Origin of the sequence: Streptomyces venetus, from assembly GCF_039540295.1 — a bacterium.
Classification (GTDB): domain Bacteria; phylum Actinomycetota; class Actinomycetes; order Streptomycetales; family Streptomycetaceae; genus Streptomyces; species Streptomyces venetus.
Genome location: NZ_BAABET010000004.1, coordinates 108,652 through 131,374 on the forward strand (window position 1 = coordinate 108,652; position 22,723 = coordinate 131,374).

A 22,723-nucleotide genomic window follows, 5' to 3' on the forward strand; every position below is an offset into this window, starting at 1 on the left:
GACCCGGTCGCCGCAGGGACATTCCCCAGGGTGCTCCCGGGCGTCCGGGCCGGGTGGTGCGCTGTCGTCGCAGGCACACGAAGGGATCTGTCTCGCCCATGTACGCAGCATCGTCCTCCGTGTCCGCACCGCCCCGGTCGCTCCACCCGCGTCCCACGGACAGCGGCCCCTACCTCGCCCCCGCGCGGCCGGTGGCCCCCGTGCTCGGCGCGGGCAGGGCACGGCGCGGCGCGGTCCTCGGCTCCCAACCGCTCAGCGGGAGACTCGACTTGTCCGGCCCCCAGGGCGCGCAGCTGCGCACGGCGATCGCGTCGGTGCACCGCATCTGCCCGGAGTTCGCCCCGGTGCAGGTCCTGCGCCGCAGCGGACGGGCCGTGCTCCTGGTCGGTACGACCGGTCGCAACTCGGCCGTCGCCAAGTGTTTACTGGACCACTCCCCCGCCTGGTCCGAGCGGATCCGCCACGAAATAGCGGCGTACCGCTCGTTCGTCCGGCACCGCCCTCCGGTGCGTGTGCCGAGACTGATCGCGGCGGACCCGGACAACTGCACACTGGTGATCGAGCGGATGCCCGGACGGGTGGCGGCGCTCCAGCGGCACCCGGCCGAGGCGCCACCCCGGGCGGACATCAGGGCGGCACTCGGCGCGATCTGCCGGCTGAACGCCTGGCGGCCGCCGGCGGGCACCTTCGACGCCCCGCTGGACTACGCGACCCGGATCTCCCGGTACCACGAACTGGGCCTGCTCACCGACCGGGACCTGGGCGACCTGCAGAAGCTGCTGCACGGCATCGCGCAGGCGTCCGGGCGGCAGGGCATGGGCCAGTTCTGCCACGGCGACGCACTGCTGTCGAACATCCTCCTGTCACCGGCCGGTCCAGTGCTGGTGGACTGGGAGCACGCGGGCTGGTATCTGCCGGGGTACGACCTGGCGACACTGTGGTCGGTGCTCGGGGACGCACCGGTGGCCCGTCGCCAGATCAGCCAGATCGCGCAGTCGGCGGGCCCGGCGTCCCGGGATGCCTTCCTGGTGAACCTGATGCTGGTGCTGACCCGTGAGATCCGCACCTACGAGACGGCCGTGCAGCGCTCGATGAACGACGCGACCCCGGCGGCGCCGGGAGCGGCCCAGCCCGGTGCCGCGCCGTCCGGTGAGGAGCAGCGGCTGCTGCTGCGGCGGCTGCACGACGACTGTCAGCTGGCCCGGCGGGCGGTGCGCGCGGCGGTCGGTACTCGCTGACCAGATCGAAGGGGCCGCTGTGCGCCTGGCCCGGCGCACAGCGGCCCCTTCGTGTGTGCGTGTGCCCGCCGGGGCTCAGCCCTGCTGGAACAGCTCCGCGGGAAGTGGTTTGAGGAGGGCGTACAGGTCGTCCGTGATGGGGCGGTCCCAGGCGGCGATGGTCACCAGGACGTTGTCGCTGCGGTCGAACTGCACGCAGGAGATCCGGCCCTCGGAGAGCTTCACGCGGCGCACGATCAGCAGGTTGTCGCCCTGCATGACCGGCACGTCCTCGGTGCTGACGACGGTGACCTCCTCGTCGTTCTCCAGCGCCAGCAGCAGCTGAGCCACCTCGAAGGGGACCTGTCCCTCGGGAACCTCGCGGGCCGGGGAGCCCTCCGGCAGGTTGCCGATGATCATCGCGGGACCGCGGCCGCCGAACAGGTCGTAGCGCAGGAAGACGCCCTGGCAGGTGCCGTCGGGCGCGGGCAGCAGTCCCGCACCGAGGTTGCCGGGCCAGTCGCCCGGGTCCATGGCCAGTACGTCGAAGTCGGGCCCGGCGGGGGTGGCGCTGCGGCGGCGGAGGAACGACATGTCGCCATGGTACGTGCCCCGGCCTGCGAAGTGCCGGGCGGGCGCCGACCCGGTCCACTGTGCCGTCGCCCTGTGCCGTTCGTGGTGGCGGGCCCACCCTGGCCCGGTGGCCGCGGGACTGCTTGCACCACTCCTGGCGCGGGTGCTCCTTGAGGAAGTACCGCACGCGGCGCGGCACGTGGCAGGACCGCAGCCGGTCACGGCGGTCTCGTTCAGCAGCCGCAGAGCCCCGGGCAGGGGCATCAGCCGGGCCGCGTCCGCGGGGCTGGGCTCCCCGGGCCGCACGGCGTGGGCGAAGAGCGCGCGCACGGCGGTACGCAGCTCGCGGACGGCGGTGAGCTGGGCGGCGTCCGCGAGGAAACCCTCGCCGCGGCCGTCGCCGTGGCGCTGTCCTGGGGCGCAGTCGCCGGGTCGGGTCGGGGGCGGCGGCCTGGAGGACCTCGGGCTGGGACCGGCCCCAGTTGGTCGGGCCGCCGGGTCGGTCAGGTCGTCGGCGACGGCGCCGCTGCCGTTGCCGTCGCCGTCGCCGTCGGGCCGGATGGTGAGGGCCGGGCCCAGGTGAGCCGGGTGTCCCTGCTGATCTTTCCCTGCACGGGCCTGATGGCAGGCCTGCCGGTGTCGATCACAGCGGGGTCAGCTCTCGGGCGGCGCCGGCGGGACCACGGCGACGGGGCTCGCCGCGTGCAGCAGGACGGCCTGGGTGACCGAACCCATCATGCGGGCGGGTGCCAGCAGGTGCCGCCGGTGGCGGCCCACGACGACGAGGTCGGCGTCCTGGGAGGCCGCCACGAGCCGGCCGGCGGCGTCGCCGGCCGCCGCCACGGTCTCGGTGGGGACGTCGGGGTGCCGTTCCCGGTACGGGGCGAGGAAGCCCTCGGCGAGGACCCGGGCCTCGTCCTCGATCACGTCCTGGTCGACGACCGGCGGCGGCAGTTCGCCGGGCATCATCCAGGGCTGCGCCGGCCACGGGTAGGCGGCGACCGCCTGGAGCCGGGCGCCGCGCCGGGCGGCCTCGGCGAAGGCGAAGGCGAGTGTGGCCTCGTCGGGGCCGTCCACCTTCAGGCCGACGACCACGCGCGCCCCGGGGCCGTCCGGGGTCTCGTCCCGCACCTCGCCTGCGGATCGCGGCACGACCACCACGGGGCACTCGGCGGCGCGGGCGGCGGCCATGCCGGTGGATCCGAGCAGCAGGCTGGCGAAACCGCCGCGGCCCCGCGAGCCCAGCACCAGCAGCTCGCCGGAAGCGCTCAGTTCGGGCAGGACGGCGCCGGGCGCACCCTCCAGTCCCAGATACTCCGTTTCGGGCGGGTCGGCGCGAGCCTCCAGGTGGGTGCGGACCTGTGCGAGGACCGGGTCGTCCTTCGGGTCCGGGGGGCCGGCGGTGAGCACCTCGGGCTGTGCCCAGTGGGCGTACTGGCGTACGTGCACCACGCGCAGCGGCGCCGAGCGCCTGCGGGCGGCGTCGAGCGCCCACTCCAGGGCGCGCAGGCTGTCGTCCGAACCGTCGACCGCCGCGATGACCGGCAGGGTGCTCATGCGTTCCTCACCTCCGGGATACGGACCGTCCCTCCTGGGGCCGGCGTGGCGCAGTGGCCGGCCCCGGGAGGATCTCTCCGGTCTCGTGTCCGGAAAAGCGGGCAGAACACCCCCGGATCGGCCGTCGGATCACGGGCTTCCGGGCTGACTCGTCTCCGTCTCTAGGTGAGGTCGAACTCCCCTTCGCGCGCCCCCGACACGAACGCGCCCCACTCGGCGGGCGTGAAGATCAGGGACGGGCTCTCCGGGCGGGCACTGTTCCGCATGGCGATAAAGCCCTCCACGAAGGCGATCTGGACATCCCCCAAGCCTCGGCTGCTGGACTGCCACGCCGCGTTGCTGAGGTCCAGTTCCGGCTTGTCCCAGCCCGTGAGCGGGCGCTGCTGGGTGGTGGTCTCGGCCACGTCCGTGCTCCTCCCGATTCGTCGAACGCGGCCAGCCTAGCGATCGTGCCCCATGGCCAACAGGGCACGTGAGGGGGACCTTTCAGGAGTCGGGGGGCTCTGCTCCCACGAGCCACATCGAGAAGAACTGCGATCCGCCGCCGTAGGCGTGGCCGAGAACCCTGCGGGCGCCCTCCACCTGGTGTTCTCCGGCCTGCCCCCGCACCTGGAGGGCCGCCTCCGCGAAGCGGATCATGCCGGAGGCGCCGATGGGGTTGGTGGACAGCACGCCGCCCGACATGTTGACGGGCAGGTCCCCGTCCAGTTCGGTCACGCCGGCCTCGGTGAGTTTCCACCCCTCGCCCTCGGCGGCGAAGCCGAGGTTCTCCAGCCACATCGGCTCGTACCAGGAGAACGGCACGTAGATCTCGGCGCCGTCGATCTCACGGCGGGGGTCGGTGATCCCGGCCTGCCGGTAGACGTCGGCCGCGCAGTCCCGGCCGGCCCGTGGGGAGACGAAGTCCTTGCCGGCGAAGAGGGTCGGTTCGCTGCGCATCGCGCCGCCGTGCATCCAGGCGGGCGGTCGGGGGGCCCGGGCCGCTCCGGCGCGGTCGGTGAGGATCATGGCGCAGGCGCCGTCCGAGGAGGGGCAGGTCTCCGAGTAGCGGATCGGGTCCCACAGCATGGGCGAGGACGTCACCCTCTCCAGGGTGATGTCGTGTTCGTGCAGGTGGGCGTAGGGGTTCTTGAGCGCGTTGCGCCGGTCCTTGTAGGCGACCAGGGCGCCGACCGTCTCCGGGGCGCCGCTGCGCCGCATGTACGCGCGCACGTGCGGGGCGAAGAATCCGCCGGCCCCGGCCAGCAGGGGCTGCTGGAACGGGATGGGCAGGGACAGGCCCCACATGGCGTTCGACTCGGACTGCTTTTCGAAGGCGAGGGTGAGGACGGTGCCGTGGACGCGGGCGGCGACGAGGTTCGCGGCGACGAGCGCGGTGGAGCCGCCGACCGAACCCGCGGTGTGCACGCGGAGCATGGGTTTGCCGACGGCGCCGAGCGCGTCGGCGAGGTAGAGCTCGGGCATCATGACGCCCTCGAAGAAGTCGGGCGCCTTGCCGATCACGACGGCGTCGATGTCGGCCCAGGTCAGCTCGGCGTCGTCCAGGGCCCGGCGGGCCGCCTCCCGGACGAGCCCGGCGATCGACACGTCCCGGCGGGCGGCGACGTGCTTGGTCTGGCCGATGCCGACGACGGCCACGGGCTCCTTGCTCATCGGGGCTCCCCTTCGAGTACGGCGACCAGGTTCTGCTGGAGGCAGGGGCCGGACGTGGCGTGGGCGAGGGCGCGGTCGGACTCACCGCGGTGGATACGGGCGGCGGCCTCTCCGACGCGGACGAGACCGGCGGCCATGATCGGGTTGGCGGCGAGTGCTCCGCCGGAGGGGTTGACGCGTACGCCGTCGTCGAGTCGGAGAGCCTTGCGCAGGACGATCTCCTGGGCGGTGAAGGGCGCGTGCAGCTCGGCGGTGTCGACGGGCCGCTCGAAGGCTCCGGCGCGTTCGGCGGCGAGGCGGGTGGAGGGTGAGTCGGTCAGGTCGCGCACGCCGAGGCCGTGGGCCTCGATGCGGTGGTCGATGCCCCGGATCCAGGCGGGGCGTGCGCACAGGTCACGGGCCCGGTCCCCGGCCGCGAGGATCACGGCGGCGGCGCCGTCGCCGATGGGCGGGCAGTCGCCGGTGCGCAGCGGCCGCACCAGGTGGTCCCCGTGCGGCACGGTACCCGTGAGCTGCGCGTGGGGGTTGGCGGACGCCGCCTCCCGGTTGCGTGCGGCGACGGCCGCGAGGGCGGGCTCGTCGGTGTCGCCGGCGTCGATCAGGGCCTGCGCCTGGAGGGCGGCGAGCGCCACGGAGTCGGGCCACAGGGGTGCCACGTAATAGGGGTCGAGCTGGCGGGTCAGGACGTCGCGGACCGAGCCGGGTGAGGACTTGCCGTACGCGTAGACGAGAGCGGTGTCGGCGTCGCCGGTGAGGAGTTTGGTCCAGGCCTCGTAGAGGGCCCAGGCGCCGTCCATCTCGACGTGCGACTCGGAGATCGGCGGCCAGGCGCCGACGCCGTCGAGGGCAAGGGTGAAGGAGAAGGCGCGGCCGGCGAGGTAGTCGCTGGAGCCGGAGCAGGTGAAGTCGATGTCGGCGGTCTTCAGTCCGGTCCGGTCGAGGACCTCGTGCAGCACCGGCATGAGCATCTCCACCTCGGAGAGCTCCTCGCTGGTGCGCCGGTGCGCGGTCTGGGCGAAGGCGACGACGGCGATCTCGCGGTCCCGCGGTGCGCTCGTCACAGCAGCTCCTTGTAGGTGTCGTAGTCCGCGTCGGGCTCGCCCGTGGGCCGGTAGTGGTCGGGGTAGCGGGCGCCCTCCGTCCACACCGGTTCGACGCGCAGCCCCATGCGGACCTCGTCGTACGGGATGCCGCCGATACGGCCGTGCAGCGCGAGGCCGGCGCCGTCGAGGGCGATGTGGGCGTAGACGTACGGCACGTCGATGTCGAGGTTCTTCGCCTTGATGTTGACGATGCAGAACGTGGTGACCGTGCCGCGCGGCCCCACCTCGACCTGTTCGGATGTGGCCACCCCACAGGTGGGGCACGCACCCCTCGGGGGGACGTACACCTTCCGGCAGGACGGGCAGCGCTCGCCGACGGTCCGCCGGCCGGCGAGGGCGTTGATGTACGCGGTCTGGGCACGGCCGGGTGAGTAGGTGTAGTCGAGGCGGGCGGCGGCCACGATGCCGGTGACGGGGTCCTCGAACTCGCCGGTGTGTCCGCCGGGTTGTGGCGGGCCGCCGTCGTGCGGCTCGAAGCAGGCGATGTCCGTGATGGCTCCGGTGCGTTCCTCCGCCCAGCGGACGCGGACGCGCATGCCGGTGTGCACGGCGTCGGGGCCCGGGGCGTCGAGGGCGTGCAGCAGGGCGGTGTCGGCGCCGTCGAGGCGGACCAGGACCCAGGCGAAGGGGGTGGTGAGGGGCTGGCCCCGGCGGGGGGCGTGGTTCCAGGCCCAGGTGGTGACGGTGCCGGTGGGGGCGACCTCGACGAGGTCGCGTATCTCCTCGGCGGTGACCGGGTCGTACTCGACGGGCGGGACGAGGGTGCGGCCGTCGCCGGTGCGCACGCCGAGGACGACGCGTTCGCGCAGGCCGGTCAGGAAGGCGCTCTGGACGGGGCCGAGGGAGCGGGTGAAGGGGAACTCGACGACCAGGGGGGCTTTGAGGACTTCGGGCATGCCGGAGGGCTCCTTCGGTCAGGCGCGCTTGTAGACGGGCGGTCGTTTCTCCGCGAAGGCGCGGGCGCCCTCCTTGGCGTCGGCGGTGTCGAACACCGGCCATCCCCGGGTGAGTTCGGCCGCGAGGCCGTCGGACTCGGTCATCTCTGCGGTCGCGTAGACGGAGGCCTTGACCGCTTCGACGGCCAGCGGGCCGCAGGAGTTGATCTGTTCGGCGATCTCCAGTGCCTTGCCGAGCGCCGTGCCGTCGGGGACGACGTGGCCGACCAGGCCGACGGCGGCGGCCTCGCGGGCGCTGTAGGGGCGGCCGGTGAGGAGCATCTCCAGGGCGTGGGTGCGCGGGATCTGGCGTTGCAGCCGGACCGTGGAGCCGCCGATGGGGAACAGGCCGCGTTTCACCTCGAACAGGCCGAAGGTGGCTGACTCGCCCGCCACCCGGATGTCGGTGCCCTGGAGCATCTCGGTGCCGCCCGCGACGCAGTATCCCTCGACGGCGGCGATCACCGGCTTGCGGGGCCGGTGGTGGCGCAGCATCGCCTTCCAGTGCAGGTCGGGATCGGCCTTGAGCCGGTCCCGGTACTCCTCGCCCGCCATGCCGTTCCCGGCGAGGGCCTTGAGGTCCATGCCCGAGCAGAACGAGCCGCCCGCGCCGGTGAAGACGATCGAGCGGACCGAGTCGTCCGCGTCGGCCTCGAGCCAGCCGTCGTAGAGGCCGACCAGCATCGGCAGCGAGAGCGCGTTCCTGGCTTCGGGCCTGTTGAGCGTGAGCACCAGTGTGGCGCCTTCGCGCTGCACGGTGAGGTGTTCCGTCCCACCCATGGCCAACTCCCCTCTGGAAGAACGAGAACAGGTTGCAGTAGGGCGGGAGGCACTTCAAGGGTTTTCTGACAGGTAGTCAGATTTTCTCGCGCGGACCCTTCACAGTTGGACCGCCCTTTGCTCTGATGACCGGCGAACCGTCCGATGCCAGGCATGTCCCGGGGTCAGGAGGAGCGGTGGAGTACAACCTTGCCGACCTGTTCGAGTCGGTCGTCGACGTCGTCCCCGACCGTGAGGCACTCGTCCACGTCGACCATCCCGGTACGGGCGCGGAGCGCCGTCTGACCTACGCGGAGCTGGACGCGGCGGCCAACCGGGTCGGCCACCATCTGCTCGACGCCGGGATACGGCCCGGTGAGCACCTCGGTCTGCACCTCTACAACGGCGTGGAGTACCTCCAGACGGTGCTGGGCTGCCTGAAGGCACGGATCGTCCCGGTCAATGTCAACTACCGCTACGTCGAACAGGAGTTGGTGTACCTCTACCGGGACGCGGATCTCGCGGCGCTGGTCTTCGACGCGGAGTTCACGGACCGGGTGGCCGCGGCACTGCCGCGGGCGGAGAAGCTGCGGCGGCTGATCCGGGTGGGGGCTCCGGCGCCGGGTGCGGCCGAGGTGGCGTGCACGGAGTTCGCGGACGCCGAGGCCGCGGGGTCGCCGGCGCGTGACTTCCCGGCGCGCTCGGCCGACGACCAGTTCATCATCTACACCGGCGGTACGACCGGGATGCCCAAGGGCGTCATGTGGCGGCAGGAGGACCTGTTCTTCGCGGGTCTCGGCGGGGGCGCGCCGACCGGGGAGCCGGTGAAGAAGCCGGAAGAGCTGGCCGAGCGGGTCGCGGCGGGTGGATCCGGGATCACCTTCTTCCCCACGGCCCCGCTGATGCACGGCACCTCCACGCTCACGGCGCTCATCGGGTTCAACTTCGGGCAGCGGGTCGTGATCCACCGCAAGTTCGTGCCCGAGGAGGTGCTGCGGACCGTGGAGAAGGAGAAGGTCAGCAGCGTCTCGCTGGTGGGCGACGCGATGCTGCGGCCGCTGATCGACGCGCTGAGCGGATCGCTGCGGCACATCGACCGCTCGTCGCTGTTCAGCGTGTCGTCGTCCGGCGCGATCATGTCGGACACGGTGCGCCGGCAGTTCCGGGAGCTGGTGCCGAACGCCGTGCTGCTGAACAACTTCGGCTCCTCGGAGTCGGGTTTCAACGGTACGGCGACCGAGGACTCGGGCCCGGAGCGGGGCTTCAGGGTCCGTGTCAACGCCCGCACCCAGGTGGTGGACCCCGCCACGTACGAGCCGGTGGCTGCCGGGGAGGTGGGCCGCGTCGCCCAGTGCGGACACGTACCGCTCGGCTACTACAACGACCCGGACAAAACCGCCGAGACGTTCTTCGAGAAGGACGGCGAGCGGTGGGTGCTGCTGGGCGACATGGCCACCGTCGACGAGGAGGGGGTGGTCACCGTCCTCGGGCGTGGTTCGCAGTGCATCAACACCGGCGGCGAGAAGGTGTACCCGGAGGAGGTCGAGCAGGCCCTCAAGTCCCACCCCGATGTCTACGACGCGCTGGTGGCCGGGGTGCCGGACCCTCAGTGGGGCCACCATGTGGCGGCCGTGGTCCAGCTGCGCGCGGGTGCGGCGCGGCCGTCGCTGGAGGACATCCGGACGCACTGCCGCGACCGGCTGGCCGGCTACAAGATCCCGCGCCAGCTGGTGATCACGGAGTCGGTCCAGCGGTCGCCGAGCGGCAAGGCGGACTACCGGTGGGCGCGTGAGGTGGCGACGGCGGCGGACGCGTGATTCTCCGGCCGGTCGATTGAACCTAAGGTGACGTGCGGACGTACTGGTGGTGGCAGGCCCCTTCCACCGGGCTCTGTTCGCCATGCCTGGCAAGACCGCACGGAAGGACCACCGGGTGTCGCTCTTCACTCGCTCCCGTCAGCTGTCGGACACGACCGAGAGCGGGGCGGAACCGGATGACGACACTGCGAAGAAGGGCCGGGCGGAGGACGGGAAACCGGAAGCGGAACCGGACACCGCACCGGACTCGGCCCCCGACGCGCCCCCGGGCCCGACGAGGCCCGGCTGGTTCGGCTGGCGGCACCGCTGGCCCCGTACGGCACGCGGCGTCTCCGTGGGGACGACCGTCCTGGCCGGGGTGCTCGTCGCCTTCGCGCTGCTCGTGCCGAACCGGATCGAGAAGATCGAGTTCGCCTCGTTCGTCCGGATCCCCGCCGAGGGCGTGCTGCTCGCGGGCCTGCTGCTGGCGCTGCCGCCGAGGCCCCGGCGGATCGCGGCGGTCGTCTCGGGCGTGTTCCTCGGGCTGGTCACGGTCCTGAAGTTCGTCGACATGGGCTTCTACCAGGTGCTGGCCCGGCCCTTCGACCTGGTGCTGGACTGGATCCTGCTCGACGACGCCACGGACTTCCTGCGCGAGTCGTTCGGCCGGACCGGCCAGGTGCTGGCCGTGATCGGTGTGCTCGCCCTGCTCGTCGCGGTGCTCGTGCTCACGACGCTCGCCGTGGTGCGGTTGACGAGACTGATGGTCCGGCACCGTCCCGTCGCGGCCCGTACGATCCTGATCCTCGGCACGGCGTGGATCACCTGCATGACCCTGGGCGTGCAGATCGGCACCGTGCCGGTCGCGACCAAGGGCAACGCTGAGTTCCTCGGCAACCGGGTGGACCAGGTCCGGGCGGGCCTGAAGGACGCGCGGGTCTTCGACAAGCAGGCCTCGGTGGACGCGTTCGCGAAGACGCCGCCCGACCAGTTGCTGACCGGACTGCGCGGCAAGGACGTCCTGTTCACCTTCATAGAGAGCTACGGCCGGGTCGCGATCGACGACCCGGCGATGGCGAAGCAGACCGACGCCGTACTCAAGGAGGGCACCGGCAGGCTGAACGCCGCCGGCTTCGCGTCGCGCAGCGGCTGGCTCCAGTCGCCGGTGACCGGCGCGGGCAGCTGGCTCGCCCACTCGACCCTCCTGTCCGGCCTGTGGATCAAGAACCAGCAGCGGTACCGCAGCCTGACCACCAGCGACCGCATGACCCTCACCAAGTACTTCGGGAAGACGGGTGCCTGGCGGACCGTCGGCATCGTCCCGGGCGTGCGCCGCGCCTGGCCGGAGGGCAAGTTCTTCGGCCTGGACCACATCTACGACTCCGAGCACCTCGGCTACAACGGCCCGTACTTCAGCTGGACGCCCGTGCCCGACCAGTTCAGCATGGAGGCCTTCCAGCGCCTGGAGCACGGTAAGAAGGACCGTGATCCGATCATGGCGGAGATCATCCTGGCCTCCAGCCACAACCCCTGGTCGCCCATCGCCCACATGATCGACTGGAAGGACCTCGGCGACGGCTCGGTGTTCCACCGGATCAAGAAGGAGGGCACCGACCCCACGGAGGTCTGGAAGGACCCGGAGAAGGTGCGCGCCGAGTACCGCAAGGCCATCGAGTACTCGATCCGGAGCCTGACCGAGTGGCTCGAGCGCTACGGGGACGAGGACACGGTGCTGGTCTTCCTCGGCGACCACCAGCCGGTGCCGACCGTCCTCGCCGGGGACACCGGCAAGGACGTGCCGATCACCATCGTCGCCAAGGACAAGAAGGTCCTGGACCGGGTCGCCGACTGGGGCTGGACCGACGGCCTCAAGCCGGCCCCCGACGCGCCCCGGTGGGGCATGGACAAGTTCCGCGACCGTTTCATGACGGCGTACGGTCCGCAGGGCTGAGGAACTCCTCCACGGCCTCGAGGAACTCCCCGGGCCTGGCCGCGTGCACGAGATGCCCCGCGTCGAGGGTGATGTGCCGGGCGTCGGGGAGCAGCTCGACCAGGGCGGCTATCTGCTCCTGGGGGATCAGGCTGGTCGGTCCGCCTCCGATCAGCAGTGTGGGCATGGTGATCCGACCCATGTGGTCCCACCACACGGGGTCGGGGGCGTTGCGCTGCCGGTCAGTGGCAAGGATCATTGCCCAGTCGTACGGCAGGTCCCCGTCAGGACGTTGGGCGGGCGGGCGCGGCGGGTCCAGCGGGAAGGGCGCGGGCACGTCCTCCAGGACGAGCCGCCGTACGGCCCCCGGGCTGTGCTGGGCGAGCAGGTAGGCGACGGCTCCGCCCAGCGAATGGCCCACGACGTCGGTGCGGGCGATGCCGAGCGCGTCGAGGAAGGCGAGCACGTCGTCGCGCATCAGCTCGTAGGCGTACGCACCGGGCCAGTCGCTGCGGCCGTGCCCGCGCAGGTCGGGGGCGTACACCCGGCGGGGCCCGGCGGCCAGGACGGGGGCGATCTCCGTCCAGTCGGCCCCGTCGGCCCCGCGGGCGTGCAGCAGCACGACGGGCGGCGCGTCCTGAGGGCCCCAGACGCGGTAGGCCAGGCTGATGCCGTTCGCTCGCACGGTGCACAGTTCGGTGTCCATGCCGGGCACGCTAGCGAGGTGATCCCGGTCGGCCGGACTCGCTCTGCCGAGAGCAGAGTCCGTCTCCGGCCCGAGTCCCTACCCGAGGTCTTTCCTGAGCTCCCGCTTGAGAATCTTCCCGCTGGCGTTGCGCGGGAGTTCGTCCACGAACACCACGCGCTTGGGCGCTTTGAAGGACGTCAGCTTCTCGCGGACGTGGTCGATCAGCTCGGCCTCCGTGACGTCGCCGCGCGGGACGACGACCGCCGTGACCGCTTCGACCCAGCGGTCGTCGGGCAGGCCCACGACCGCCGCCTCGGCAACCCGGGGGTGGGTGTACAGGGCGTCCTCGACCTGCCGGGAGGCGACCAGGACGCCACCGGAGTTGATGACGTCCTTCACCCGGTCGACGATCGTGTAGTAGCCGTGCGGGTCGCGTACCGCGAGGTCGCCGGAGCGGAACCAGCCGTCGCGGAAGGCCGCTGCGGTCTCCTCGGGCTTGTCCCAGTAGCCCTCGCACAGTTGCGGGGAGCGGTAGACGATCTCGCCGGGGGTGCCGTCGGGTACGTCCTCTCCGTTCTCGTCGACCACGCGCGCGTCGACGAACAGCACGGGACGGCCGCAGGAGTCCATGCGTCCCTTGTGTTCGTCCGGGGCGAGGACCGTGGCGAGGGGGCCGATCTCGCTCTGGCCGAAGCAGTTGTAGAGGGCCAGTCCCGGCAGACGTTCCTTCAGCCGTTCCAGTACGGGGACCGGCATGATCGAGGCCCCGTAGTACGCCTTGCGCAGGCCGCTCAGGTCGCGGGTGGCGAAGTCGGGGCGGTTGGCGAGGGCGATCCAGACGGTGGGCGGGGCGAACAGGCTGTCCGCACGGCCCGCTTCGACGAGGTCGAAGAGCCGGTCGCCGTCGGGCGCGTCCAGGATGATGTTCGTCGCGCCGACCGCGAGGTAGGGCAGCAGGAAGACATGCATCTGCGCCGAGTGGTACAGGGGCAGTGAGTGCACGGGGCGGTCGCCCGCGCTGAGGTCGAGCGCGGTGATCGCGCTCAGGTACTCGTGCACCAAGGCCCGGTGCGTCATCATCGCGCCCTTGGGCAGGGCGGTCGTGCCCGAGGTGTACAGCAGTTGCACGAGGTCCTCGGTGCGCGGCTCGGGGCCGTCGTACGCGGGGGCCTCGGCCAGCCGGGCGAGCAGCGAGCCGTCGGTGTCGCGCAGGGGCAACGTCCGTACGCCGTCGGGAAGTCGGCGAGCGAGGTCCGGGTCGGTGAGGACCAGGGAGCTGCCGGACTGGCCGACGATGTAGGCGAGGTCGTCGCCGGTGAGGTTCTGGTTGACGGGTACGTGCACCAGCCCCGCGCGGGCGCAGGCCAGGAAGGCGATGAGGTAGGCGTCGGAGTTGTGGCCGTAGGAGCCGACCCGGTCGCCCGGGGACAGCCCCTGGTCGAGGAGGACGCTCGCCGCGCGGGAGACGGCGGTGTCCAGTTCGTCGTAGGTCCAGCTCCGCTCGCCGTACTCCACAGCGACGCGCGCCGGGGTGCGCCGGGCGCTGCGCCGTAGGACTCCGTCGACCGTGCTGCCGTGTCCGGGCGTCGTCATGACAAGTGATCCTCGGCCGACCGCCGGTGGAGGTCAAGGACCGACCGGCTCAACCCTGCCGCCGCCAGAAGCGTCCGATGCAATGGCACTGACGCACGAACGCAGCACATTCACACTCAAGCCTCTTTTCCCTCAATGAAGTTGGAGGGCACGATGCGCAGCCGCCTGAGACGACTCGTTCTCGGAGCCACGGCCCTGTTCACGGCCGCGTCCGCGTTACCCGCGGCCGCCGCCCCGAGTCAGGCACGAGCGGAGCAGCACCCTTCCCACGACGGCATGTCCGCCGTCATCCGCTACACCGAGTACGGCATTCCGCACATCCTCGCGAAGAACTACGCCGATCTGGGCTTCGGCACGGGCTGGGCGCAGGCCGCCGACGAGGTCTGCACGCTCGCGGACGGGTTCGTGACCCTGCGGGGCGAGCGCTCCCGCTACTTCGGCGCCGGCACGGCAGCCGACGGCGCCCTCTCCGGGGCCAGGACGAACCTCGCCAGCGACCTGTACTTCCGCGGGGTCCGTGAGACGCGAACCGTGGAGAAGGTGCTCGCCGAGCCCGCCCCCGCGGGCCCGAGCCGTGAGGTCCGGGGCATGATGCGGGGCTGGGCGGCCGGTTACAACGCCTGGCTGAAGAAGAACAGGATCACGGATCCCGCCTGTGCGGGCGCTTCCTGGGTCCGGCCGGTCACCGAGGTCGACGTGGCCGCTCGTGGGCTCGCCATCGCCGCGATCTCCGGCGAGGGACGCTTCGTGGACACGATCACGACCGTGCGGCCCCCGACCCCGGCCACATCCACCGGCGCCCGGACCGCCCGCCCCGACGCGAAGGCCGTGGCGAAAGCGGCGGACGAGCTGTGGGGCGATCCCGGCATGGGCTCCAACGCGGTCGCGTTCCGCGGCGACACGACGGCGAACGGAAGCGGCCTGCTGCTGGGCAACCCGCACTACCCCTGGCAGGGCGGGCGCCGGTTCTGGCAGTCGCAGCAGACGATCCCCGGTGAGCTGAACGTCTCCGGCGGCTCCCTGCTCGGCACCCCGGCCGTCTCCATCGGGTTCAACGCACATGTGGCGTGGAGCCACACCGTCTCGACCGGTGTTCCCGCCAGCATCCACCGGCTGACGCTGGATCCGGCCGATCCCACGACGTACCTCGTGGACGGCAGGCCGGAGCGGATGAAGAAGCGGACCGTGACGGTCGCCGTGAAGGACGGCACGCCGGTGACCGGCACCCAGTGGTGGACCCGCTACGGCCCCGTCGTCACCTCGCTCAACTCCCAGGTGCCGCTTCCGTGGACCGCCACGACGGCGTACGCGCTGTACGACCCGAACGCGGCGAACCTCCGCTTCGCGGACACCTCGCTCGGGTTCAGCAAGGCGCGGAGCACGGACGACGTCCTCGCCTCCCTCGCCCGGCACCAGGGCATCCCCTGGGTGAACACCCTCGCCGCCGACCGGGCTGGACACTCCCTCTACACCCAGTCCCAGGTACTCCCCCGCATCACCGACGAACTCGCGGAGCGCTGCTCGACGGAGCTCGGCCGGACGACGTACCCGGCGTCCGGCATCGCGGTCCTCGACGGCTCGCGCGGCGACTGCGCCCTCGGCAGTGACCCGGACGCCGTGGAGCCGGGCATCTTCGGGCCGGCGAGGATGCCGACGCTGAAGGACGCGCCGTACGCGGAGAACTCGAACGGCACCGCGTGGATGACCAACGCCGAGCGGCCGATCACCGGCTACGAGCGGGTCTTCGGCACGGTGGGCACGCAGCTCGGCCTGCGTACGCGCGGCGGGATCGAGGACGTGGCGGCGATGGCCGACCGGGGCGGACTGACGGTGCGCGATCTGCAACGGCAGCAGTTCGCCAACCGGGTGCCCGCGGGCGATCTCGCCGCCGGGGACGTGGCGCGGGCGTGCGCGGCGCTCCCCGGGGGCACCGCGACGGGCAGCGACGGCAAGGCCGTCGACGTCTCGGAGGCCTGCGGGGTCCTGAAGGCCTGGGACCGCACCATGGACACCGGCAGCCGGGGCGCGCTGCTCTTCGACCGGTTCTGGCGGAAGCTGGAACGGGCCGTGCCGGAGGACCGCTTGTGGAAGGTGCCGTTCTCGGCGGCCGACCCGGTGCGCACGCCGAACACGCTGAACACGGACGCCCCCGGCCTCGCCGGAGCCCTCGCCGACGCGGTGGCGGAACTGCGTGGTGCGGGCATCGCGCTCGACGCGCCGCTGGGCGCGCACCAGTTCGTCGTCCGCGGCGGCGAGCGGCTGCCGGTGCCGGGCGGTGCGGGGCAGCTCGGCGTGTGGAACGTCATCCAGCCGACGTGGGACGCGGCCGGCGGCGGCTACACGGAGGTGCCGTTCGGCTCCAGCCATCTCCAGGCGGTGGGCTGGGACGGCGGTCGCTGCCCGGTGGCGCGGACGCTGCTGACCTACTCACAGTCCTCGAACCCGAAGTCCCCGCACTTCGCGGACCAGACCCGGCTGTTCTCCGGTGAGAAGTGGGTGACGTCGCGCTTCTGCGAGAAGGACATCCTGTCCTCGCCGAAGCTGCGGGTCGTCCGGGTGCACGAGCACCGCTGACCGCGCCGGGAGGGGTGCCGTACCGGTGGGGCGACACCCCTTCTCCCTTCACCACGCCGCCGGGGTGGGACCTCACACCGGTCGGGTCCGGCCCTCCCAGTGCGGCTCCCGCAGCCGGCGTTTGTACAGCTTGCCGTTGGGGTCGCGGGGCATCTCGGCGATGAAGTCGACGCTCCTGGGCCGCTTGTACCCGGCGAGCCGGTGTGCGCAGTGGTCGAGGAGGTCGGCCGCGAGGGCGGGCCCGGGCCGGTGCCCGGGAGCCGGTTCGACGACGGCCTTGACCTCCTCGCCCCAGTCGTCGTGCGGGATGCCGAAGACGGCCGCGTCCGCGACGGCGGGGTGGGCGAGCAGGGCGGACTCGATCTCGGCCGGGTAGATGTTGACGCCGCCGGAGATGATCAGGTCGATCTTGCGGTCGCGCAGGAAGAGGTAGCCGTCCTCGTCGAGGTGGCCGAGATCGCCGACGGTGAAGAAGTCGCCGATGCGGTTCTTGCGGGTCTTGGCCTCGTCCTTGTGGTAGGAGAAGCCGCCGGTGTTCATCTTCATGTAGACGGTGCCGAGTTCGCCGGGCGGCAGCCGGTTGCCGTCGTCGTCGAAGATCGCGAGTTCGCTGATGGGCCAGGGCTTCCCGACGGTGCCGGGCTTCTTCAGCCAGTCCTCGGCGGTGGCGAAGGCACCGCCGCCCTCGCTGGCCGCGTAGTACTCCTCCACGCAGGGGCCCCACCAGTCGAGCATGGCCCGTTTCACGTGGTCGGGGCAGGGGGCGGCGCCGTGGATGGCGTGCCGCATGGAGGAGACGTCGTAGCGGTCCTTCACCTCGTCGGGCAGGGCCAGCAGGCGGTGGAACTGGGTGGGGACCATATGGGTGTGGGTGCAGCGGCGGCTGTCGATGAGGCGGAGCATCTCCTGCGGCGTCCACTTGTCCATCAGGACCAGTTCGTGGCCGATGTGCAGGGACGCGCCGGCGAACTGCAGGACGGCCGTGTGGTAGAGCGGCGAGCACACCAGGTGCACGTTGTCGTCGAACGGACGGATGCCGAAGATGCCGAGGAAGCCGCCGAGGTAGGCCTCCTCCGGGGCTTTGCCGGGCAGTGGGCGGCGGATGCCGCGCGGGCGGCCGGTGGTGCCCGAGGTGTAGTTCATGACCCAGCCGAGGGTGCGGTCCCCCGGCGCCGACTCGGGCTGCCCGTCGAGGAGTTCGGCGTACGGCCGGAAGCCCTCGGCCGTGCCGACGGCGTACCGGTGGGTGGCCGGGAGTGCGGCCTCGTCGGCGGCGTCGCGTGCCGCGTCGGCGAAACGCTCGTGGGCGAGGAGGACCTTGGCGCCGGAGTCGGAGACGATCCAGGCGATCTCCGGACCGACCAGGTGGTGGTTGACGGGCACGAGGTAGAACCCGGCCTGGCTGGCGGCGAGATACGCGGTCAGGAATTCGACACCGTTGGGCAGGACCACCGCGAAGGTGTCGCCGCGTTCCAGCCCGGCCGCGCGCAGGCCGTGCACGAGCCGGTTGGCCTCGGCGTGCAGGCGTCCGGCGGTCCACTCCTCGCCGTCGGGGGCGACGAGCACCCTGCGGCGCGGGTCCTGTGTGGCCTGGGCCCAGAAGCCCGCCGGGGGTGTGCTCACCGGTGTGCTCATGACTGGCCGCTCCTTCCGGCGATGCGGTTGACGCGGTCCACGGCCTGTTCGAAGCCGCGGGTGAGGTCGTCGAAGACGGCCTGGACGCTGCGTTCACTGTTCATCCGGCCGACGATCTGCCCGACCGGCGTGCCGAGCAGGGGTTCGACCTCGTACTTCTGGATGCGGGAGACGGCCTCGGCGACCAGCAGGCCCTGCAGCGGCATGGGCAGGGTGCCGGGCCCGGCGGGGTCGTCCCAGGCGTCGGTCCACTCGGTGCGCAGCTGGCGCGCCGGTTTGCCGGTCAGTGCGCGGGAGCGGACGGTGTCGCCGGACCCGGCGGCGAGGAGTTTGCGGGTCAGGGCGGGTGAGTGGAGGTCCGCTTCGGTGGTGGTGAGCCATAGGGAGCCCAGCCACACCCCCTGGGCCCCGAGAGTGAGTGCGGCAGCCACCTGCTGTCCGCTGCCGATACCCCCGGCGGCCAGGACGGGCAGGGGCGCGACGGCGTCGACGACCTCGGGCGTGAGCACCATGGAGGCGATCTCGCCGGTGTGGCCGCCGGCCTCGTAGCCCTGCGCCACGACGATGTCGATCCCGGCGTCCTTGTGCTTGCGGGCGTGCCGGGCGCTGCCCGCGAGGGCCGCGACGAGGACGTCCCGGTCGTGTGCCCGGGCCACGACGTCGGCGGGCGGGGAGCCGAGGGCGTTGGCGAGGAGCCGGATCGGATAGTCGAAGGCGACGTCGAGCTGGGTGCGGGCGACCTGCTCCATCCAGCCGGTGATGCGCCAGCCGGAGGCCTCGCCCTCGGCGAGCCCGGGCACGCCGTGCTTGGCGAGGGTGTCCCGGACGAACTGCCGGTGTCCCTCCGGGATCATCGCCTCGACGTCGGCCTCTGTCAGTGTTCGATTGTTCGGGGCTTCGACCTTCTTCGCCGGCATCACGACGTCCAGGCCGTACGGCCGGCCGTCCACGTGTGCCTCGACCCAGTCCAGGTCCCGTTTGAGCTCGTCGGGGTCGGTGTAGCGGACCGCGCCGAGCACGCCGAAGCCGCCGGCCCTGCTGATGGCCGCGGCGACGGCGGGGAACGGCGTGAAGCCGAAGACGGCGTGCTCGACTCCCAGTTTCTGGCTCAGCTCCGTCTGCATGGGCGCAGGATGCCGGAGTCCTCCGGAGGACGGAAGAGGTTTTCTGATGCTCCGTCAGATTCAGGGCGTCGTCGGGTCCACGCGCGCCGCCTCGTCGGCTTCATGCGCGCCGTCTATTTGCGGAGGCGTGCGGCGGACATACTTCATGGGACATGCGAGGCGGTTGAGGAGAAGGGGCGTGCGGTGACCGACAGACCGGCGAGCGCTGAACTGACCCGACGTCAACTGGGCCGAGCGGGCATGGCCCTGGGCGGTGCGCTCGCTCTCGCGCCGCTGCCCGCCGGCCCCGCGGAGGCCGCCCCGGCGGCGACCGGCCACCGTCCCACCCTGCGGCACGGCTCCGCGGCACGCGCCGGGCTGCTCGACTCTCATCTGCGCCGGCTGGTCAGCGACGCGGAGGCCTTCCTCGGCCCCTCCCCCGCACACCCCTGGTACGCGGGCGCCGTGCTGCTCGCCGGTCGCGGCGGCACCGTCGCCCTGCACCGGCCCATCGGCATGGCGGTGCGCTACCGGGCCTACGACGAGAAGACCGACACCGGCGTCGAGTTCCCCGCGGACGAGCAGATCCCGATGGCCGAGGACACCGTCTTCGACCTGGCGTCGGTGTCGAAGCTGTTCACCTCGATCCTCGCCGTGCAGCAGATCGAGCGGGGCGGACTGGAGCTGGAGGCGAAGGTCGCCTCGTACCTGCCGGACTTCGGGGGCGCGGGCAAGCAGGACATCACGATCCGTCAGCTCCTCACGCACACCTCGGGATTCCGTGCCTGGATCCCGCTGTACAGCGCGCCGACGTACGAGCAGAAGCTCCAGCTGATCTGGGACGAGAAGCCCGTGAGCGCCCCGGGCACGGCGTACCTGTACTCGGACCTGAACCTCATCTCGCTCCAGCTGGTGCTGGAGCGGATCACGGGCCGCGGCCTCGACGCCCTGCTGCGGGACGAGATCACGGCGCCGCTCGGTCTGCGCCGCACCCGCTACAACCCGCCCGCCTCCTGGCGCCCGAAGATCGCGGCCACGGAGGACGCGCGCCCACCGTGGTCCGGTCTCGACCGGGGCCTGGTGTGGGGCGAGGTGCACGACGAGAACGCCTTCGGCCTCGGCGGCGTCGCGGGGCACGCGGGCGTGTTCTCCGACGCCTGGGACCTCGCGGTCCTCGGCCGGACGCTGCTCAACGGCGGTGTCTACGGGCGGGCCCGCATTCTCACTCCCGAGTCGGTGAGGCTGATGTTCACCGACTTCAACACCGCGTTCCCCGGGGACGAGCACGGCCTCGGCTTCGAGCTCTACCAGCACTGGTACATGGGCGCGATGGCCACGCCGCGCACGGCCGGGCACACCGGCTTCACGGGCACCTCGCTGGTGCTCGACCCGACGACCGACTCGTTCCTCGTGGTCCTCGGCAACTCGGTGCACCCGGTGCGCGGCTGGCGTTCCGGATCCGCGCCCCGGGTCGCTGCGGCGAACAGCATGGCGCGGGCCGTGCCGGTCCGGCCGGAGCGGGGAGGCACCGCCTGGTTCTCCGGGATGGCCGTCGCCGGCACGGCCACCCTCGCGCTTCCCGCGCTCGACACGTCCGCCGGCGGGGCACGGCTGCGTTGCGCGCTGTGGTGGGACACCGAGCCGCAGGCCGACAACCTGGTTCTCGAGGCGACGACCGACGGCGGCACGACCTGGCAGCCGGTGCCCTTCACGACGTCCCGCCGGGGCGAGGAACCCCGGCAGCATCCGACGGGCTCCGTCACCGGCTGGTCCGGTCGCGTCTGGCACCGGCTCACCGCCGACCTGCCCGCCGCGCGCGGCCTCGCCCTGCGCTGGCGGTACACGACGGACCGGCTGTACGTCGGTCGCGGCGGCTACGTGGACGGGCTGCGCGTCTGGTCGGCCGACGGTGTCCTGTTCGACGAGGCACGCCCGTCGGACGCGGCGCGCATCCGGGCGACGGGGTGGACGCGGTCGGCCGACTGAGGGTTCACTGCGGTTCCCGCTCCAGTACCGCCATGGCCGCGTTGTGTCCGGGCACCCCGCTGACCCCGCCCCCGCGCACCGCGCCGGCCCCGCACAGCAGCACGTTCGCGTGCCGGGTCTCCACACCCCAGCGGCCGGTGCCGTCCTGGGCGTGGGGCCAGCTCAGCTCCCGGTGGAAGATGTTGCCGCCGGGCAGGCCGAGGTCGCGCTCCAGGTCGAGCGGGGTCCTGGCCTCGATGCAGGGGCGTCCGTCGGCGTCGGTGGCCAGACAGTCGGCGAGGGGTTCGGCCAGGTGGGCGTCGAGCTGGGCGAGGGTCGACTTCAGGAGGTCCTCGCGTACGGCGTCGTTGTCCCGCTCGAACAGGCGGGCCGGGGTGTGCAGACCGAAGAGCGTGAGGGTCTGGTAGCCCTGGTCGGCCAGGTCGGGGCCGAGGATGGTCGGGTCGGTGAGCGAGTGGCAGTAGATCTCCGAGGGCGGCGCGGCGGGCAGGTCACCCGCGGCGGCCTGGGCGTGGGCGGTGGCCAGCTGGCCGTAGCCCTCGGCGATGTGGAAGGTGCCGGCGAACGCCTCGCGCGGGTCGACGGCGTCGTCGCGCAGCCGGGGCAGCCGCTTCAGCAGCATGTTCACCTTCAGTTGGGCTCCCTCGGCGGGAGCCGGGGGTGTGTCGCCGGTCAGTTCCGCCAGGGCCCGCGGGGAGGCGTTCACCAGGACGTGCCGGGCGGCGACGGTGCCCTCGCCGTCGGCCGTGCGGTAGGTGACCTCGGCGGCTCGGCCGTCGGTGGCGATGCGCAGCGCCTCGTGGCCGGTGGCGAGGACCGCGCCCGCCGCGCGGGCCGCGTCGGCCAGGGCGTCGGTGAGGGCGCCCATGCCGCCGACCGGCACGTCCCAGTCTCCGGTGCCGCCGCCGATCACGTGGTAGAGGAAGCAGCGGTTCTGCTTCAGTGAGGGGTCGTGGGCGTCGGCGAAGGTCCCGATGAGCGCGTCGGTGAGGACCACGCCGCGCACCAGGTCGTCGGCGAAGTGCTCCTCGACGGCGACCCCGATCGGCTCCTCGAACAGCTTGCGCCAGGCCTCCTCGTCGTCGAGGCGGCGGCGCAGCTCCTCACGGGTGGGCAGCGGTTCCGTGAGGGTGGGGAAGACCCGCTGGGCGACGCGGCCGGTCATGCCGTAGAAGTCCTGCCAGGCCCGGTACTCGCGGTCGGAGCCGGTGAGCCGGGCGAACGCCTCCCTGGTCCGCCGTTCGCCGCCGCCGACGAGGAGCCCGGTGGGCCGGCCGTCGCGTTCGGTCGGCGTGTAGGAGGAGACGGTGCGGGTGCGGACCCGGAAGTCCAGGCCGAGGTCCCGCACGATCTTCTTGGGGAGAAGGCTGACCAGGTACGAGTAGCGGGACAGCCGGGCGTCGATCCCGGCGAAGGGCCGCGTGGAGACCGCGGCGCCGCCGGTGTGGTCCAGCCGCTCCAGCACCAGCACGGAGCGACCCGCCCGGGCCAGGTAGGCGGCGGCGACCAGGCCGTTGTGGCCGCCGCCGACGATGACGGCGTCGTACGTCCGGTGTGCGCGGGGTCCCAGGGGTGCGGTCATGGTTCTTCGTAACACGGGGTGATCCGGGTCGGCCAGACG

General features: G+C 72.2%; 17 protein-coding genes. 5 read left to right on the forward strand and 12 right to left on the reverse strand.

Going from position 1 to position 22,723, the window contains the following annotated elements:
• Positions 1-98 precede the first annotated feature (98 nt).
• Positions 99-1,238: an aminoglycoside phosphotransferase family protein gene (locus ABEA82_RS14290; RefSeq protein ID WP_345661825.1), complete on the forward strand. Its 1,140-nt coding sequence runs from the start codon at positions 99-101 to the stop codon at positions 1,236-1,238.
• Between the two features lie 75 nt (positions 1,239-1,313).
• On the opposite strand, the gene ABEA82_RS14295 is transcribed toward ABEA82_RS14290, so the two are convergent.
• The 7 genes from ABEA82_RS14295 to ABEA82_RS14330 all read right to left on the reverse strand — a co-directional run bounded on the left by ABEA82_RS14295 (position 1,314) and on the right by ABEA82_RS14330 (position 7,818).
• The gene (locus ABEA82_RS14295; RefSeq protein ID WP_003987988.1) at positions 1,314-1,811 is read right to left on the reverse strand and encodes a glycosyltransferase family protein; all 498 of its coding nucleotides are present in this window, start codon (positions 1,809-1,811) and stop codon (positions 1,314-1,316) included.
• 633 nt (positions 1,812-2,444) lie between these two features.
• The gene (locus ABEA82_RS14305) at positions 2,445-3,347 is read right to left on the reverse strand and encodes a universal stress protein (protein WP_345661826.1); all 903 of its coding nucleotides are present in this window, start codon (positions 3,345-3,347) and stop codon (positions 2,445-2,447) included.
• A 161-nt stretch (positions 3,348-3,508) separates the two neighbouring features.
• Positions 3,509-3,751, reverse strand: coding sequence for a DUF397 domain-containing protein (locus ABEA82_RS14310; protein ID WP_345661827.1), 243 nt, complete (start codon positions 3,749-3,751; stop codon positions 3,509-3,511).
• An 82-nt stretch (positions 3,752-3,833) separates the two neighbouring features.
• Positions 3,834-5,000, reverse strand: coding sequence for a thiolase domain-containing protein (locus ABEA82_RS14315; RefSeq protein ID WP_345661828.1), 1,167 nt, complete (start codon positions 4,998-5,000; stop codon positions 3,834-3,836).
• Entirely contained in the window at positions 4,997-6,061 is a 1,065-nt protein-coding gene (locus tag ABEA82_RS14320; RefSeq protein WP_345661829.1) for a thiolase domain-containing protein, read from the reverse strand. The genes ABEA82_RS14315 and ABEA82_RS14320 overlap by 4 nt, the downstream gene beginning before the upstream one ends.
• Complete coding sequence (locus tag ABEA82_RS14325) at positions 6,058-6,999, reverse strand: Zn-ribbon domain-containing OB-fold protein (protein ID WP_345661830.1); 942 nt, start codon at positions 6,997-6,999, stop codon at positions 6,058-6,060. The genes ABEA82_RS14320 and ABEA82_RS14325 overlap by 4 nt, the downstream gene beginning before the upstream one ends.
• Before the next feature lie 18 nt (positions 7,000-7,017).
• Positions 7,018-7,818, reverse strand: coding sequence for a crotonase/enoyl-CoA hydratase family protein (locus tag ABEA82_RS14330; protein WP_345661831.1), 801 nt, complete (start codon positions 7,816-7,818; stop codon positions 7,018-7,020).
• Between the two features lie 176 nt (positions 7,819-7,994).
• Between ABEA82_RS14330 and ABEA82_RS14335 the strand changes: the two genes are divergently transcribed.
• Together ABEA82_RS14335 and ABEA82_RS14340 are read left to right on the forward strand one after the other, a co-directional pair.
• Positions 7,995-9,614: an acyl-CoA synthetase gene (locus tag ABEA82_RS14335; protein ID WP_345661832.1), complete on the forward strand. Its 1,620-nt coding sequence runs from the start codon at positions 7,995-7,997 to the stop codon at positions 9,612-9,614.
• Positions 9,615-9,729: 115 nt separating this feature from the next.
• The gene (locus tag ABEA82_RS14340) at positions 9,730-11,544 is read left to right on the forward strand and encodes an alkaline phosphatase family protein (RefSeq protein ID WP_345661833.1); all 1,815 of its coding nucleotides are present in this window, start codon (positions 9,730-9,732) and stop codon (positions 11,542-11,544) included.
• Here ABEA82_RS14340 and ABEA82_RS14345 read toward each other — a convergent pair.
• Together ABEA82_RS14345 and ABEA82_RS14350 are read right to left on the reverse strand one after the other, a co-directional pair.
• Positions 11,516-12,229 carry an alpha/beta fold hydrolase gene (locus tag ABEA82_RS14345; protein ID WP_345661834.1) on the reverse strand — a complete coding sequence of 238 codons (714 nt, stop codon included), beginning with the start codon at positions 12,227-12,229 and terminating at the stop codon, positions 11,516-11,518. The two genes, ABEA82_RS14340 and ABEA82_RS14345, sit on opposite strands and share 29 nt — an antisense overlap.
• A 78-nt stretch (positions 12,230-12,307) precedes the next feature.
• Positions 12,308-13,804, reverse strand: a complete 1,497-nt coding sequence (locus tag ABEA82_RS14350) for an acyl-CoA synthetase (RefSeq protein WP_345661835.1) — start codon at positions 13,802-13,804, stop codon at positions 12,308-12,310.
• Positions 13,805-13,957: 153 nt separating this feature from the next.
• Here ABEA82_RS14350 and ABEA82_RS14355 point away from each other — a divergent pair, with 153 nt between their 5' ends.
• The gene (locus tag ABEA82_RS14355; protein ID WP_345661836.1) at positions 13,958-16,378 is read left to right on the forward strand and encodes a penicillin acylase family protein; all 2,421 of its coding nucleotides are present in this window, start codon (positions 13,958-13,960) and stop codon (positions 16,376-16,378) included.
• Positions 16,379-16,450: 72 nt separating this feature from the next.
• On the opposite strand, the gene ABEA82_RS14360 is transcribed toward ABEA82_RS14355, so the two are convergent.
• On the reverse strand, positions 16,451-18,013 hold the full coding sequence (locus tag ABEA82_RS14360; RefSeq protein WP_345661837.1) for an acyl-CoA synthetase: 1,563 nt from the start codon (positions 18,011-18,013) through the stop codon (positions 16,451-16,453).
• Positions 18,010-19,137, reverse strand: coding sequence for a nitronate monooxygenase (locus ABEA82_RS14365; protein WP_345661838.1), 1,128 nt, complete (start codon positions 19,135-19,137; stop codon positions 18,010-18,012). Before ABEA82_RS14365 ends, ABEA82_RS14360 begins: the two co-directional genes overlap by 4 nt.
• 240 nt (positions 19,138-19,377) lie before the next feature.
• Between ABEA82_RS14365 and ABEA82_RS14370 the strand changes: the two genes are divergently transcribed.
• Positions 19,378-21,102 (forward strand): serine hydrolase domain-containing protein, encoded by a 1,725-nt coding sequence (locus tag ABEA82_RS14370; RefSeq protein ID WP_345662352.1) that lies wholly within the window; start codon positions 19,378-19,380, stop codon positions 21,100-21,102.
• A 4-nt stretch (positions 21,103-21,106) separates the two neighbouring features.
• Here ABEA82_RS14370 and ABEA82_RS14375 read toward each other — a convergent pair whose 3' ends face one another.
• Positions 21,107-22,684, reverse strand: coding sequence for a phytoene desaturase family protein (locus ABEA82_RS14375; RefSeq protein WP_345661839.1), 1,578 nt, complete (start codon positions 22,682-22,684; stop codon positions 21,107-21,109).
• Between the last annotated feature and the right edge of the window lie 39 nt (positions 22,685-22,723).